13 protein-coding genes are annotated in these 15,860 nt (G+C 62.1%); 5 read left to right on the forward strand and 8 right to left on the reverse strand.

Annotated elements, in window-relative coordinates; translation table 11 throughout:
• The 4 genes from ABFX23_RS15125 to ABFX23_RS15140 all read left to right on the forward strand — a co-directional run bounded on the left by ABFX23_RS15125 (position 1) and on the right by ABFX23_RS15140 (position 4,907).
• Positions 1-1,848: a strawberry notch C-terminal domain-containing protein gene (locus ABFX23_RS15125; RefSeq protein ID WP_346033831.1), complete on the forward strand. Its 1,848-nt coding sequence runs from the start codon at positions 1-3 to the stop codon at positions 1,846-1,848.
• 59 nt (positions 1,849-1,907) lie between these two features.
• Positions 1,908-2,177 (forward strand): type II toxin-antitoxin system Phd/YefM family antitoxin, encoded by a 270-nt coding sequence (locus ABFX23_RS15130; RefSeq protein WP_010240558.1) that lies wholly within the window; start codon positions 1,908-1,910, stop codon positions 2,175-2,177.
• A gap of 3 nt (positions 2,178-2,180) precedes the next feature.
• Complete coding sequence (locus ABFX23_RS15135) at positions 2,181-2,537, forward strand: type II toxin-antitoxin system RelE/ParE family toxin (RefSeq protein ID WP_064305634.1); 357 nt, start codon at positions 2,181-2,183, stop codon at positions 2,535-2,537.
• Between the two features lie 378 nt (positions 2,538-2,915).
• Positions 2,916-4,907, forward strand: a complete 1,992-nt coding sequence (locus ABFX23_RS15140) for a ParB/RepB/Spo0J family partition protein (protein WP_346033832.1) — start codon at positions 2,916-2,918, stop codon at positions 4,905-4,907.
• A 169-nt stretch (positions 4,908-5,076) separates the two neighbouring features.
• On the opposite strand, the gene ABFX23_RS15145 is transcribed toward ABFX23_RS15140, so the two are convergent.
• The 8 genes from ABFX23_RS15145 to ABFX23_RS15180 form a co-directional block, all read right to left on the reverse strand.
• Positions 5,077-5,652: a L,D-transpeptidase family protein gene (locus ABFX23_RS15145; RefSeq protein WP_346033833.1), complete on the reverse strand. Its 576-nt coding sequence runs from the start codon at positions 5,650-5,652 to the stop codon at positions 5,077-5,079.
• A 236-nt stretch (positions 5,653-5,888) separates the two neighbouring features.
• Positions 5,889-7,223 (reverse strand): MFS transporter, encoded by a 1,335-nt coding sequence (locus tag ABFX23_RS15150; protein WP_119594104.1) that lies wholly within the window; start codon positions 7,221-7,223, stop codon positions 5,889-5,891.
• A gap of 30 nt (positions 7,224-7,253) precedes the next feature.
• Positions 7,254-7,856, reverse strand: coding sequence for a transmembrane anchor protein (locus ABFX23_RS15155; protein WP_119594106.1), 603 nt, complete (start codon positions 7,854-7,856; stop codon positions 7,254-7,256).
• Between the two features lie 25 nt (positions 7,857-7,881).
• Positions 7,882-8,565 carry a HupE/UreJ family protein gene (locus ABFX23_RS15160; RefSeq protein ID WP_225082084.1) on the reverse strand — a complete coding sequence of 228 codons (684 nt, stop codon included), beginning with the start codon at positions 8,563-8,565 and terminating at the stop codon, positions 7,882-7,884.
• Positions 8,566-8,669: 104 nt separating this feature from the next.
• A complete protein-coding gene (locus tag ABFX23_RS15165; RefSeq protein ID WP_346033834.1) occupies positions 8,670-11,831 on the reverse strand; it encodes an efflux RND transporter permease subunit in 3,162 nt (1,053 codons plus the stop codon).
• A 13-nt stretch (positions 11,832-11,844) separates the two neighbouring features.
• The gene (locus tag ABFX23_RS15170) at positions 11,845-13,086 is read right to left on the reverse strand and encodes an efflux RND transporter periplasmic adaptor subunit (RefSeq protein ID WP_346033835.1); all 1,242 of its coding nucleotides are present in this window, start codon (positions 13,084-13,086) and stop codon (positions 11,845-11,847) included.
• 2 nt (positions 13,087-13,088) lie between these two features.
• A complete protein-coding gene (locus ABFX23_RS15175) occupies positions 13,089-14,312 on the reverse strand; it encodes a TolC family protein (protein WP_119594114.1) in 1,224 nt (407 codons plus the stop codon).
• A 62-nt stretch (positions 14,313-14,374) separates the two neighbouring features.
• Positions 14,375-14,728 carry a hypothetical protein gene (locus ABFX23_RS15180; protein WP_119594115.1) on the reverse strand — a complete coding sequence of 118 codons (354 nt, stop codon included), beginning with the start codon at positions 14,726-14,728 and terminating at the stop codon, positions 14,375-14,377.
• Between the two features lie 194 nt (positions 14,729-14,922).
• Between ABFX23_RS15180 and ABFX23_RS15185 the strand changes: the two genes are divergently transcribed.
• Entirely contained in the window at positions 14,923-15,852 is a 930-nt protein-coding gene (locus ABFX23_RS15185; protein ID WP_346033836.1) for an ArdC family protein, read from the forward strand.
• Positions 15,853-15,860 lie beyond the last annotated feature (8 nt).

Raw genomic sequence — 15,860 nt, forward strand, 5'->3', positions numbered from 1 at the left:
ATCATGACAAACCGACGCAATCCCGTGCCACCGGCTGCGACACTCGACATAAACTGCGACTGCAAAGAATATGTCATCGACTATCTTGCGAAGAGCTTTCCGGTGCGATTGATGCAGGTCTTCGCCGACGAGGACGGCAATCTTCGCTCCGAGGCGATGATCGACGAGGAGGGCAATCCCGTTTTCTGCCCGCGCGCCATTGCCGCGCGCGATGCGCTGATCGAGCAGCTCTGCGCGCTGCCGCCCATCGCCACTGCGCTCGACGCGATCATCGAACACTTCGGAACCGACGCCGTGGCCGAAGTCACAGGCCGGACCCGCAGGCTTGTCCTGGGCCGTGATGGCCAGCAACGCCTCGAGCGGCGAAGCCCCAGTGCCAATGTTGCCGAAGCGCAAAGCTTTATGGAAGGCACCAAGCTCATCCTCGTCTTTTCGGATGCAGGCGGCACGGGGCGATCCTACCACGCCGACCTTCATGCGAAGAACCAGCAGCGCAGGGTTCATTTCCTGCTCGAGCCGGGCTGGCGGGCCGACAATGCGATCCAGGGTCTTGGCCGCACCAACCGCACCAATCAGGCCTCGGCCCCGTTGTTCCGGCCGGTAACCACCGACGTGAAGGGCGAGCGCCGGTTCATCTCGACCATTGCGCGAAGGCTCGACGCATTGGGCGCGCTGACGCGTGGCCAGCGCCAGACCGGCGGACAGAACCTGTTCGATCCGGCAGACAATCTTGAAAGCGACTATGCGCGCGATGCGCTCAGCCGCTGGTTTCAGCTGCTCTATGACGGCAAGCTCGAAGCCACCACGTTCGGCAATTTCGTCGAGCGCACCGGTCTCCGGCTCGAAAACCCCGATGGCGGGCTGACCGACAATCTCCCCACGATCCAGCGCTGGCTCAATCGCATCCTCGCGCTGCCGATTGCGCTCCAGAACGCGATCTTCGATGAATATCTCGGCCTCGTCGAAGCGCGGATTGAAGCCGCGCGCGAGGCTGGAACGCTCGACCAGGGACTGGAAACCGTGAGGGTCGATCGTTTTACGGTCCTTGCAGATGAACTCCTGCGCACTGACCCCGTGACCGGTGCCGAGACCCGTCTCGTCTCGCTCGAAGTGTCGAGGCACCTTAGGCCTCTACGCTTGCAGCGCCTGGTGCGGATGCACGAGATCAGCAGCCCGCACGCGATCCCGATGCGCAATGCGCGCTCGGGCAAGGTCGCGCTGTCGGTTCCAGCCCGTCGCCTCATCGCCGACGACGGAGCCGTGATCGAACGCCGACGCCTGCTACGCCCGCTCAAGTCCGCGAATTGGACACTTGAGGCACTTGCTGAAAGCCACTGGGAAGACATTGGCGTCACCGCGTTCACGAGCGCCTGGCGGGCTGAGGAAGAGGCGGCCGCCGCTTCACCGGTGACCGAGCGTGTCCATCTCGCCACTGGTTTGCTGCTCCCTGTCTGGAAGCGCCTGCCGGGCGATCATGTCCGCGTCACCCGGCTCGTTGCCGAGGACGGCCAGTCGATCATCGGCCGCGAAGTGCTCGATATCGATCTCGCTGCGATCGCCGAAACCTTTGGCCTGTCCGGTGTTACCGGACCATCGGCAGAGCAGATCGGCGACCTCGTCCTCGCAAACGGCAAGCCGCTGGGCCTCACAAGCCACGATGCCTTGACCGTAAAGCGCTCGCTGGTGGGAGGCGAGCAGCGCCTTGAACTGACCGGATTCTCGCCGGAACGCCTCGAGTGGTACAAGGGCAAGGGCTGCTTCACCGAGATCATCCGTTACCGCACGCGGCTATTTGCACCGGTGTCGAGAGCAAGCGAGATCCTCCAAAGCATCGCAATCGAGCCTTGAACTTCTCATTTGCCCTAAACTGGTCTATATAGAGACCAAATTCAGTCCTAAGGTGTTCTATGAAGCTGGACCAGCGCATCAAACCGATCAGCTATCTGAAGGCCCACAGCGCCGAAATTATCCGGGAGATTGGAGATGGCGCCGGGCCAATGGTCATCACGCAGAATGGCGAAGCCAAGGCAGTTCTGCAGGATGTCGCCAGCTACGAGCGCGCACAGGAAACGCTCGCTCTGCTAAAACTTCTGGCGCTCGGACAGGCCGATGTTGCCGCCGGTCGGACCCGCCCGGTGGCAGGCCTTGCGGATCGCGTACGGGGTAAGTCAAACTGAATGATGACGGCCGCCGTAGCGATCGAGATCACCTCCGGTGCGGAGCGCGATCTCGCGGGTATCTGGCAGCGCCGCTTGACGCAGCGCGGGCCGGATGGCGACGATGGTGCGGACGCACTGCTGGATGACCTTGTCGCGTCTATCGAATCCCTTGTGAACAATCCTGAGAAAGGACCGGTTCCACCGGAACTTGAGGCTCTCGGGATCACCGACTTTCGGCAATTGTCGCGCTTTCCGTTCCGCATAATCTACGGGTATCAGCCCGAGCCGGCACCCGGTCAGGTGACCGTGTTCGTAATCGCTGATGCGCGTCGGGATTTTCGGACGCTTCTCGAAGAGCGCTTGCTTAGCAGCGGATAGGCATAGGCTCCGCTGAAGAGGTCAGGGTCCGGATGAAGCTGAGCGCTGCCTCCGATTGCGCTTAGGTTTCCCCTTCTCTCCTCCCCTCCGTGTGTCTGAATGAACCGATAAGCTCCCGTGTCGCGTACGCCGGAGCCTGATCACGTCCTTCCTCAAGTCCGGGCGACTGATCTGCCTGTGCCCGCTGATGACGGGCTTGCGAATGGGTTCGCGCATCGAGAACAACTGCTCTCATGGACGGATCTCAGCCGATCCCTGATCGCCCCATCCCGGTAGCATAGATGGTCGCCACAGCCATTGAAGAGAGTGGAGGGAGCCCGTTGGGCTTGTGGGCCTCGTGATCCTCACCTGCGCCTTCATTCCATCAGGAGAACACCCATGATCCAGTCGATTCCCTTGAAGAAGCTCGTCCCGAGCCCGCGCAACGTTCGCAAGTCGAGCGATGTGCTGGCTGACCTCCAGCTGCGGGCAGACATTGGTGCGCGCGGTCTGCTGCAGAACCTCGTCGTGCGCAAAGGAAAGCGCGGCAAGTTCGAGGTCGAGGCCGGCGGTCGCCGTCTCGCCGCGCTGCAGGCGCTGGCCGAAGAGGGCACCTTGCCCGAAAACCACGAGGTTACCTGCATCGTCATCGAAGGCGAGGAAAGCGAAGTGCGCGAGGCCAGCCTTGCCGAGAACTTTCAGCGTCTCGCGATGAACCCCGCTGACGAGGCGCAGGCCTTCGCTTCCATCATCGAGGCAGGGGCTACCCCCGAAGACGTGGCGCGCCGCTTCGGCCTCACCGTCCGATTCGTCGAAGGACGTCTGCGCCTAGCCTCTCTCGCGCCTTGCGTCTTCGAAGCGCTCGCCGAAGGCACGATCACGCTTGATATGGCCAAGGCCTACGGCGCGATCTCCGACGTGGAGCGCCAAGCGCATGTCTATGCCGAGCTGCAGGACGCCTGGTACCAAATCACGCCCGACACGATCCGGCGCATGGTGCTCGACGCAACCGTTCGTGGCTCCGATCCGCGAGCGGTTCTAGTCGGACGCGACGCCTATCTCGACGCAGGTGGTCGGATCGAGCGCGAACTGTTCGATGATGATGCCAGCGAGAGCTGGATCGATATCGCGCTGCTCGAAGACCTCGCGCACAAGGCCATGGAAGAAGCCGCAGAAAAGGCCGCGCTCGAATATGGCCTTGCCTGGGTGCGCCCGACGCTGGGGAACTATGTCAGCCACGACCTTGTTGAAGGTCTCGCTCGTTTGCCCTGCGAGCCTGCGCCGCTGACCGAACAGGAAGTGCAGGAATTCAGCGAACTTGAGGCCGACTACGACCGCGTCGCCGCCGTGCTCGAAGACGAAGACAGCGACGAGGACGAGGTGGCCAAGGCGGAACAGGAACTCGTGGTGATCGACCGCGCGATGCGCGCGCTCAATGACCGGCCGCCGGTACTCGCCGAGGAGTTGAAAGCCGAGGCCGGTGCCTTCCTCGTCCTCTCGCGCAATGGCGAGCCGATGTTGGTCCCACAGTTCTACACCGAGACCGAGGTCATCGCTGACGAAGGTGTGGTCGAGGCCATTGAAGAGAACGGTCCGGCGAAGCCCAAGGGAAGCTCGTTGTCGCAGCGCCTGCTCGACGAGCTCGCGATGCAACGCCGCGACATCCTGGCCATCCATCTGGCCAACGATCCGGCACTGGCGCTCGACTTCATGGTCTTCACGCTCGCCGATGCCGATGGGAGCGATTGGCGGGCCAAGAAGGCGTCGACGCTTGGCGGCTCGGTCGCGTCCGGTCCGGTCACCGGGTTCGAGGCCAAGGATGCACCGGCGAGTGCTGCTTTGGCTGAGTTCGCCGGGTCGCTTGATGAAAGCTGGCGTTCTGGCGAAAGCGATGTCGAGCGGTTCGCAAAATTCCGTGCGCTTTCCGACGAGGCGCGCTCGGCCTGGCTCGGCCATGTCGTCTCGCGCACTCTGGTTGCGAGCTTGGCCTGCGATGGCGAGCGTTCGGTGCCACTGCACGAGGCGCTCGGCTCGCTGCTCGAAATCGAAACCACGCATTGGTGGCGTCCCACGGCGGCGAACTACTTCGACCGCGTGGCCAAGGCCCGCACGCTTGAGGCGCTCGATGCCGCCGGCGGTCCCGAACTGGTTAGTCGCTATGCCGCCTCCAAGAAGGCCGAGCTGGCGAGCGCTGCCGAGCGCATCTTCTCGGGCAACTTCATCGGCGATGCCGAGGTCAAGGAGCGGGCACAAGCCTGGGTTCCGACGATCATGCGGTTCACCGATACTGACGTTCCCACCGATCTCGAGGAAGATGCGTCGATTGAAGATGAAGCCGGCGAAACGGTCAGCGGCGATGTGACCGACGAGATTGCCGAGCAGGCTGCCTGACCCCTCCTGACAGGTCTAGGTCACTCGGCGGGCGGTCCGTCCCTATCGGGACGGGCCGCTTTTTCCCGTCATGTTATGAATTGAGCACTCTCGCTCGCTGGCCGAGAGCTGCCCTCCTGAAGTTTTTGCCACTACCGTGCCAATTGCGGCTACGATCATCTTGGCAAAGCTAGCGTACGCTTTCACCAAGTCCGATGAATCTTCCGTCCGTGATGATGACTTTGTCGCCCTTTCCGGCCGTTGCGAAGAGTTTATCCATGAAGGGGTCGGGTGCCGCAACGCAGCCATGGCTCGCGTAGCCGTTTTCGATCTCGGAACCGCCGTGGATGGCAATGCCGTCCCAAGTCAGGCGAAGGGTCCACGGCATCGGAGCGTCATCGTAAATGCTCGACGTATTGTGCCGCTCTTTGGTCAGAATTGGAAACACCCCGGTTGGGGTTAAATGATCCTCGGTTCCGAGAAGCACGGCTGTGGCCCCAATTTCATAACCGCCCCGCCAGACCGACATGACTCGTGCCTGTAGATCGACCGTCACCGTTAGCTCACCGTCCGGCACGCCCTCCTCATCCCAATACCAGTCACCGTAGCGGATCGGACTGGGAATATCGAGGATGCGTTGAACCGTGAATTCTCCGTTTTTGCTTCCGACACGCCTCTCCATCTCTTGGGGAGCGGCTTGCGTCTCGCTGACGGGAGAGCCGATTGTCGCAATCACCCCAGCGGCCAGAATGACGTAGGACCTCATTGGCTCTCTCCTTTAGTCGGTCCCATCGTCGACGCATCGCCTGTCTCGACTTGAACCGTCAACCAACGGTAACTAGCCCGCCAGCTTAAGGCAGGCTTAGGCTGCGGACACTTTTGCCGGCGTCAAAAGCGAGATCCCTTCGAGGCTTACGCCGAAACTGTGCCGGAGGATGCGGCGGTTGAGCAGGTGGCCAGTCGGGCCGCCTGAGCCCTCCTGACGGTCCGTCCGGGTTCATTTCAAACCTTGCCTGGCCAGCCCACATGCAAGTCGTCAATAACGAAATGGTGCCGATGGCCGTCGCTTCCATGCTCTTGCAAATGCGGATGATCAGACGGCAGTTCGGGATGCGTATGGTAAAGCATGGAGGGGTCTTTGCGGGGCCAGAGCCACAGGGTAAGCCCGACGCCCAGAATGCCCAAGGCCGCTAGCACCAGAAAAGTCGGCGTCATGCCAAAGCGAGCGCCGATTTGACCTGCCATGGGATACGCGACGAGCCAGCACACATGGCTCAGCGCGAACTGGGCAGCGAACAGCGCCGGGCGGTCCTCATCCGCCGACGAGCGTTTGAGTAATCTTCCGCTCGGCGTGACGCAAAGCGAATACCCGATACCCATCGCGAGCCAGCCGACCAGCAGAAACGGCCAGAGCGGTTGGGTGCCCAGCTGTCCGAACACTAGCCCTATCGCTGCCAGTGTGGCGACCAAGAGAGCCGCGCCGAAAATCATGACCGTACGGTCTTTCACCCCGGTCAGGATGCGGGGCAGAGCAAGCGCAGCCAGCATCGAGCCCGCTCCGTAAGCCGCCAAAGCCAGCGCGACGTCGCCTTCGCTGCGTCCCATGTTTTTCACGATGACAACCGTGTTGACGATGACCATCGCGCTGCCAGCCGCCGCAGCAAGGGTGACGGCCAGCAAGCCGACAAGCCTGGGTGTCTTGAGATAGACCCGCATGCCGCGTGTGGTTTTGCGCCATACACCCTCCACCCGCTTTGCCAGCGATTTCCTGTGAGGTAGAGCGGCGCTCACCACAAGCATCGCCGAGACGACGAAGCCGATGGCGGTTCCCGCGAACAGCCAGTGGAAGCTTATGGTCACCAGTAGCGCGGCAGCCAGGACCGGACTGACCAGGCTTTCAAGATCGTAGGCCATTCGGGACAGGGAAAGAGCTTTCGTGTACTCTTCTTCGTCCGGCAGGATGTCGGGAATGGTTGCTTGGAAGGTCGGCGTGAAGACGGCCGATGCCGACTGCAGCACGAAAATGAGCAGATAGATTTGCCAGACCGCATCGACGAATGGGAGCAGTAGCGCAACGCCGGCGCGGATGATGTCCATTCCCACAAGCAGGCGTTTGCGGGGAAATTTGTCGGCATAGGCCCCGGCAAGGGGAGCGATACCGATATAGGCGACCATCTTGATGGCAAGTGCCGTACCCAAGACCGCGCCGGCGTCGGCACCGGCGAGATCATAGGCCAGCAAGCCGAGAGCGACCGTCGAGAGCCCCGTTCCGACAAGCGCGATGACCTGCGCAAAAAACAGGTGACGATATGTGCGATTGGTCAGAACGGAGAGCATGGCGATGTCTTCCTTTGGGCAGAGAGTGATCTAGACTACACGCTTGATTTCGGAGTAGCTGCCGTCGGTCTTGAGGGTCACGGTTACGGTTGCGCCAGAACGATTGCGCCAGAACCAGCCATGGCTCCCATCGAAGGCGGCGACGAGTGTGCCGGACTCACCCGTGGATTCGCGGCCTTTGTCGTATCCGTGGTAAGAAATGCCCGGGGCATCGGCATGCGTATCGAAATTGACGTGGCCACCTTGCACCGACCATTCGTATTGAAGACTGGCCCCATCGGCCATGACCGCCTTGACTTCCGCACCCTCACCAGGCGCGAGCGTCAATTCGGTGACATCGCGGCGCGTTGCCGCTTCGGAGCCGCTGCCGCTGTTACCGGCGAGCGTACGAACCTCCTCGATGGCTGTGTTCTGCTCGTCGGCAGCTGCTTCCGCAGCAAGTTGCTGTTTGATCTCGCCCATCTCGGAATATCCAAGAAGACGGCCCGCTCCGGTCGGATCGATCGCGTATTCCGCGGGTAGAACCACGGTGACCAGGAGGACGGTCGCGGTCACCAAGGCGAACGCGGTCGCCTTGACAAGCTGGCGGTTGGTGGGAAGGTCGCTGGTGGACGGGCGCTGTGAATTGAACATGTCTATTGCTCCTGGAAAAATGTGATCAGGCTACGGCGAAGCCGACGAGTTGGTAGCCGACGAGCATGAAGCCCGCGGTCATGAGAAGAGTGTTGGCGGCGAAGGCGTGACGCATGAAGCTCTCGGTCCTGCGCCAAAAGCCCATCACGATCAGGATTGCGCCAAGGGCGAGCAATTGCCCGATTTCCACACCGACATTGAAGGCGAGAAGATTTGGGATGAGGCCGTCTTCGGCGATCTCGAATTCGATGATCTTCGTGGCAAGGCCGAAGCCGTGAAAGAAGCCGAAAATGAGGGTTGCTGCCTTGGTACTTGGCTGGAATCCGAACCACCGCTGGAAGGCACCGAGATTGTCCAACGCCTTGTAGACGACCGACAGACCGATGATCGCATCGATGAGATAGGCGTTGGCGGTGATACCGGTCAGGACACCGAACAGCAGCGTGGTCGAATGGCCGATCGCGAACAGCGTCACGTAGATTCCGACGTCCTTCAACCGGTAGAGAAAGAAGATGACGCCGAAAAGAAAGAGCAGGTGATCGTATCCGGTCACCATGTGTTTTGCGCCGAGATAGATGAAGGGCAGGATCAGCGTTCCGCTGCTCTCCTGGATGTAGCCCTTGTCCCCCTCGGCGACATTGTGCGCCCACGCTTCGGCACCCGAGGCGAGGAAGATTAGCAGAACTGTAGCGAGCGCGAGAATGCGCATGACTGCTGTATTGGATCGAGATTGCGTTATCGATATCATTTCGTTCTCCGGTCCCGGATGTCGGCCGCCCGCAGGATTGCACCCTGCGGACGACTGCTCCGGCTTCAGCTTGCGAGTTGAGGGTTGGGGTTTTCGTCGAATGTCCCTGTCTCCGGGACTTCCGTGCGTTCGCCGCGAACCACCCTGTAGAGTGCTGGCAGAACCAGCAGTGTCAGCGCGGTAGCCGAGACGATCCCGCCGATGACGACCGTCGCGAGCGGACGCTGCACCTCCGAACCGAGCCCGACATTCAGAGCCATCGGAACGAAGCCGAGGCTTGCGACGAGTGCGGTCATGAGTACGGGCCGCAGACGAGCCATGGCTCCTTCCTTGATGGCGTCCTCGAGCGGCTTGCCGTCATCCATCAGCTGCCGGATGAACGTCAGCATGACGACGCCGTTCAGCACGGCGATCCCCGACAGGGCGATGAAGCCGACCCCCGCCGAGATCGAGAAGGGGATGCCGCGCAGCATGAGCGCGGCCACCCCTCCGGTAAGCGCCAATGGCACCCCGGAAAACACGACCAGCGCGTCCTTCACCGAGCGAAACAGCGCCACCAGCAGGCCGAAGATCAGCAGCAAGGCGAGCGGAACGACGATCTGAAGCCGCGCACTCGCGGATTCGAGTTGCTCGAATGTGCCGCCATAGTCGACCCAGTAGCCCTCGGGCAGCTCGATCTCCGTGGCGATCCTCTCTTGCGCCTCGGATATGAAGGAACCCAGGTCCCGTCCGCGCACATTGCTGGTGACCACCGCACGCCGCTTGCCGTCCTCGCGGCTGATCTGGTTCGGCCCCTGAACGTTCTCGATCGTCGCAACCTCCGACAGCGGGACAGACCCTCCACCTGGCAGTGCGATAGGAAGACGCTCGAGCACCTGGCGATCCTCGCGCATCTCTTCGGGCAGCCGGACAACGATATCGAAGCGTCGATCACCCTCGAAGATCTGGCCGGCCTCGGTCCCGCCGATTGCCGTCGACACCACCGTCTGAACATCGTCCACGTTCAACCCGAGCTGGGTCAGGCGGATGCGATCAGGGATGACCTGAATGAACGGCAAGCCGGTCACCTGTTCGGTCTGCGCGTCCTGCGATCCCTCGATCGAAGAGACAACGCCCTCGACCTCGGCTGCAACGGAAGCGAGCTGGTCGAGATCGTCCCCGAAGATCTTGATCGCGACGTCTGAACGCACGCCCGCGATGAGTTCGTTGAAACGCATCTGGATCGGTTGAAGGAACTCGTAGCGCGAACCCGGCACCTGCTGGACGGCCTCGTTCATCTCGGCGACGAGTTGCTCCTTCGGTTTGCGGGGATCCGGCCAATCCTCTCTCGGCTTCATGATCACGAAGGTGTCGGCGACCGATGGCGGCACTGGGTCAGTGGCCACATCGGCGGTACCGATCTTCGCGAACACCTGGTCCACCTCGGGGAAGGTGCGAATTTTGTCTTCCAGGGCAGTCTGCATGGCGACTGCCTGGCTGAGGCTGGTACCCGGAATTCTCAGGGCGTGGAGCGCGATATCGCCTTCATCCAGATTGGGAATGAATTCCGATCCCATCCGGCTTGCACCCCATCCACTCAGGACCACCAGAGCCACGGCTCCGGCAAGGACAGCTTTGCGCGAACGCAAGGCGAAATCGAGCATCGGACGATAACCCGATTTGGCGGCGCGCATGACGCGCGTCTCCTTCTCCTCGACCTTGCCCGTCACGAATGTCGCGACCGCGGCCGGAACGAAGGTGAGGGAGAGCACCATGGCGGCGGTGAGCGCCATGACGACCGTGATCGCCATCGGGTGGAACGTCTTGCCCTCCACGCCTTCGAGAGCGAAGATCGGCACGTAGACGATCGTGATGATCAGAATGCCGAAAAGGCTCGGCTTGATCACCTCGGCAGATGCGCGGGCCGCCAGCTTGAAGCGTTCCTCGCGATTCAGCAGTCTTCCGAGCGAATGCTGCGCCTCGCCGAACCGACGGAGGCAGTTTTCGACAATGATGACCGCACCATCCACGATCAGGCCGAAGTCCAATGCCCCCAGGCTCATCAGATTGCCCGACACGTTGTTCTCGACCATCCCCGTGATCATCAGGAGGAAAGAGAGCGGGATCACGGCAGCGGTAATGAGTGCAGCCCTGAAGTTGCCGAGCAGGACGAACAGGACAACGATGACCAACAGCGCCCCTTCGGCGAGGTTCTTCTCGACTGTGGAGACCGTTGCTTCGACCAGTTCGGAGCGATCGTAGACCGTATTGGCGACAACGCCGCCGGGCAGCGAGCGGTTTACCTCTTCCAGCCTTTCGGCCACCGCGACACTGACATCGCGGGCATTCTCGCCAACGAGCATGTAGATCGTGCCGAGCACAACTTCGCGGCCATCCTTGGTCGCGGCGCCATTGCGGATCTCGGATTCGATCTCGACATCCGCCACATCAGCGATACGAATGGGAATGCCATCGCGGTAATCGACGATAATCCCGGACAGATCGCGTTCGTCCTCGGCCTGTCCGGGTACGCGGATAAGATATTGCGAACCCGACCTCTCGACGTAGCCAGCACCGACATTGGCATTGTTGTTTTCGAGCGCCTCGATCACGTCCTCGACCGTCAGACCGAAGCCGGCAAGACGTTCGGGAAGCGGCGCTACGACATACTCCTTGCGGTAGCCGCCGATCGAGTTGACCTCGGTGACCCCTGGAACCGTGCGAAGCTGGGGCCGAACGACCCAGTCATGCAACGTCCGCAGATCCTGCGCGGTATAGCGCGAGCCATCGGGTTTGACCGCGCCCTGCTCGGCTTCGACCGTGTACATGAAGATCTCGCCCAGGCCCGTGGCGATAGGCCCGAGCTCGGGTTCGACCGTCTCCGGCAGGTTCGAACGTACCGCCTGCAGGCGCTCGTTGACGAGTTGCCTGGCGAAGTAGATGTCGGTGCCGTCCTCGAAAACGACGGTAACCTGGCTCAGACCGTAGCGCGAAACCGAGCGCGTATAGGACAGCCCCGGCAACCCCGCGATGGCGGTTTCGACCGGATAGGTAATGCGCTGCTCGGCTTCGAGCGGAGAAAAGCCCGGCGCCGAAGTGTTGATCTGCACCTGCACATTGGTGATGTCCGGCACGGCATCGATCTTGAGCCGGCCGAAACTGTAAATGCCCACGGCGGCGAAAATGAACACCGCTGCCAGCACTGCGAAACGCTGTCTGATCGACAGCTCGACAATTCTTTCCAACATGAAATCGCGCTCCTCAGTGATCGTGGCTCGCGCCCGACTTCTCGATGTCGGCCTTGATCACGTAGCTGTTCTCGGATGCGTAGACGGTGCCTGCATCGATCCCGCTCAGCACTTCGGTCCACTCGGGACCTTCCTGACCAAGCTCGAGCATCCGCACCTCGTAGGTCTCGCCGATCTTGGCGAAGACGACGCGAAAATCGCGGAATTGCTGGATGGCGTCCGTCCTGACGGCGAGAGGCACCCGTCGCTGGTCGACCGAGACCAGCCCCCTGACCGCCATTCCCGGTCGCCAGAAGCCATCGCGATTGGGGAGCGGCGCACGTGCGGTCACCGCCTGGCTGCTGACTTCCGCCAAAGGCAGGAAGTCCCGGATGCGGGAGCCCTGCGCACGCTGGCCTTCGAGGCCCCGGATGAGCACGGATTGTCCGGGACGAACCCGCTCGATGTCGCGTGGGAAGATCGGGAAGGTCGCAACCGTGCGAGACGGATCGGAGATGACGAACATCGGATCGCTGTCCGCGATGTCGCCAATGTTGGTATTGCGCTGCGTGATCACTCCGGAAATCGGCGCGTAGATCGGATAGGTCTGCAACGATGAACTGCTTTCTACCCGCGCCAGCAACGCCCCCCGCGCTACACGATCGCCGAGATTGGCATGCAGCGACATGACGGTGCCCGGGAATTTGGCCCCCACTTCGGCGCTGCCGGAGGGATCGAGCTCCACCCGTCCGATGATTTCCACGGTTTCACCGACCTGTTGCGGTCCGACCGTCTCGGTCCGGATGCCGGCCGCACGTGCCGCCTCGTCCGAGATGGTAACCCGGCCCTCGTAAGATTCGAACGCCCATCGATGGCTGTTGTCGCCTTCGATTGCCACTACCACGACGTCGAAACTGTGCGGTTCGACGAGAACGCCCTGGCCCCGCAGGTAATCCTGTTCCGGTTCGAATTCGAACGTGGTCTTTTCGCCGTCCAGACGCGTGATCATGACCCGGGCACGGACCGTTTCGGGATCGACGGGCTCGTTGTCGCGGTAGGCGTATAGACGGTATTCGGGCGGAACACCGTCTTCAAAGACGGTAACCTCGATCGCGAAGTCGCCGTCACGAAGCATGCGACCGTTGTGTGGACCGCGCTCGTACTCGCCCTCTGCGGCTGCCTGTTCTTCGGAAGTTTCCGGCGTATCTGCCGACTGGCCGCAGGCGGTGAGTGTCGCTGCAAAGCACGCAGCAAGGAATAAGTGCGTCTTGCGCATGATCAATAACCCCCAACAAGTTCGATGAAGCGGCCAGTCAGTCGGTCGTAGTCGACCTTGGCCTGATGATATTCGGCGAGAGCATCGACGAAGCGGACTCTGGCCTCGTGCAATGCGGTCTGGGCAACGGAGACATCGAGAAAGGTGAACCCTCCGCGATTGTAGCCGGCACGGACCTCCCGAAGGGTCTGTTCGGCACCGGGCACCACCTGCTCCTGGATCGCCTCGGCCTCGTGGCGCGCCTCTTCGACGCGTTCGGCAGCCAGAGCGATCTGCCGGCGACGCTGGAACCGTTCGACCGCGAGGTCCGCCTCTACCTGCCGCTGCTCGGCCGCGGCGCGGTCGATGTTGGCCCGATTGAGCGCGCGGTTGGGCAAAGGCAGCGAGAAGCCCGCAATGACGGCGACGTCGCCATTGCCGAACAACCTGGGTCCCGCGAAGACAGTTGGATCGGTGCGCGAATTGGCTTCCTGGAGGCGATAGTTCGCGTCCGCCCTCTCGCGCCGGGCCTGGAAGACGGCAAGATCGACTGGCGTAAGGTCGGCAGTGGTGATGGCAATCTCTTCGGCTTCGAGGAAGCCCGAGGTCACGACTCCGATGCTGCGTGGATCTCCGCCGGTAAGGAGCGCCAGGCGCGCCAGAGCGGCTTCGAAGGCGTGTTCCGCCAGCCCAAGATCCACCCGGGCTTCGGCCAGTTGTGTGCGGGCCCGCGTTCCCGCGAACAAAGGGTCGCGCGCCTCATCGACCCTGCGCTGCACCTCATTGGCGAGGGTCTCGGCGATCTCGACCCTGCTCCTGGCAAGTTCGAGCGACAAGGCGGCGGCTTGCGCTTCGACGTACAACGCCTGGACTTCGCTCGCGAGATCGAGACGCCGCACGAGCGCCTCGGCCCCGGCAACGGCGATATCACCTTGCGCGAGGCGCACGCGCGCCGCGCGTTTGCCGCCGCGCTCCAGTCGCTGGTTGTAAGTCCCGTCGATCTGCCATTGGGAAAAGCCCGGGGTGCCGATGTTCTCGACGGTCCCATCGATCGTGGGCGCGGGGTTGGTATCGGCAGCGCTTCGCGCTGCGTTGAGGCCGTCGAGGCGCGCTGCGGTCGCCTCGCCCTGCGGTGAATTGGCGACCGCAGTTCGAACGGCCTCCTCGAGTGTGTACGTCTGGGCGGATGCCGAGGTCGCCCACACCAACGTGGCCGCCAGAAGGGCGGCACGCGTGGACACGTGCATGATAGACTGCTCCTGATTGTCTGAATGGAAATTGGCCCGGAATGCGGGCCGGATTCAGAAAATCAGGCTGATGGGGGCTGTGTTAACGGAGCTGGCGAAAAGCCGATGAGAGGCGGTGTCTCGCCCGGCCGCAGAAGTGTTCGAGGCGCAGGGGCGTTGCCCGCGAACTCGGTCTGGTCCGGCATCGCAATCGAGCTGTGCGAATGCGAAGCAGGGTGAGGCACGATGTCTTCGGACGCGAGCGAATCGGCGTCTGTCTCGACCTCGATGACATCGGCGGAATTGTGCTCATGCGCATGATGCGCGCTTGCCGCCTCATGTGCATGCGCCGCTTCCAGATGCGGAATCGATCCCGGAAGCCCGCCATGCGAGACCAGGAGCAATGCCAACAAAAACAGGAAATGGAGCTGCCGCATCGGCGGGCGGTTAGCTGATCGCAAGCAAATGGGCAAGCCGCAGGGACCGGTTTTTGAGCGATTGCTTGCCGTACGATCCCGTGTCCGACGGAAGATCCGGCGCGTGCAAGGTAGCACGCAGCAAGGAGAGAGGAGAGGGAGCTTTGCTCTTCCTGAGCCGGGGCATCTCCGTCCCGGCGATCAGGAGACCTCCCATGACCAAGTCCCGCCGCGCTGTTTCAGATTCGCCAGCCCAGCGCATCACCGCCGCCATCATCGAGAAACTCGAGCAAGGGACAAAGCCCTGGGTTAAGCCGTGGCGCGGTGTGCCGGTCTCGCGGCCCTTGCGGAGCTGCGGGACACCCTATCGCGGCATGAACACATTCTGGTTGTGGATGGTGGCCGATGGCTGCGGCTACGCCTCGCCTTACTGGATGACCTATCGTCAGTGCCAGAAACTTGGCGGACAGGTCCGCAAGGGTGAGAAATCGACCATCGCGATTTTCTACAAGAGCTACACCAAGGAGGTCGAGAACGCCGAAGGCGAAGTGGACACCGAGAACCGGCGCGTGCTCAAGGCCTACGCCGTTTTCAACGCTGACCAGTGCGATGGCCTCCCCGAGTTCTATCATCCCAAGCCACTCGTTGACGCGCTGGAGCCCGAAGGACGCGAAGAGCGGCTTGATGCCTTTTTCGCAGAGATTGGCGCAGACCTGCGCCATCATGGCGCCCAGGCCTATTACGAGCCGCTGCGCGACCGCGTCACCATGCCGCCAGCCGAACTTTTCGAAGCCTACGACCACTACTACGCGACGCTCGCGCACGAGCTGTCGCACTGGACGGGGCATTCCTCGCGGCTCGACCGCGATCTCAAGAACCGCTTCGGCAGCGACGCCTATGCTGCCGAGGAACTGATCGCCGAGCTGTCCTCGGCCATTCTCGGGGCAGAACTGGGTCTTCCCGTTACCCATCTCGACCATCACGCCAGCTACATCGCGTCCTGGCTCAAGATCCTCAAATCGGACGAGCGCGCGATCCTCACCGCTGCGGCCAAGGCCGAGGAAGCGGCCAGCCTGTTGCTCGAACTGGGTGGCCAGCAATCTAACGAAGGCGAGACTGACATCGATCTCGTTGATGCAGCCTGAGGAGCAGT

It is taken from the genome of Erythrobacter westpacificensis (assembly GCF_039542285.1).
In the GTDB taxonomy this organism is placed as follows: domain Bacteria; phylum Pseudomonadota; class Alphaproteobacteria; order Sphingomonadales; family Sphingomonadaceae; genus Alteraurantiacibacter; species Alteraurantiacibacter westpacificensis.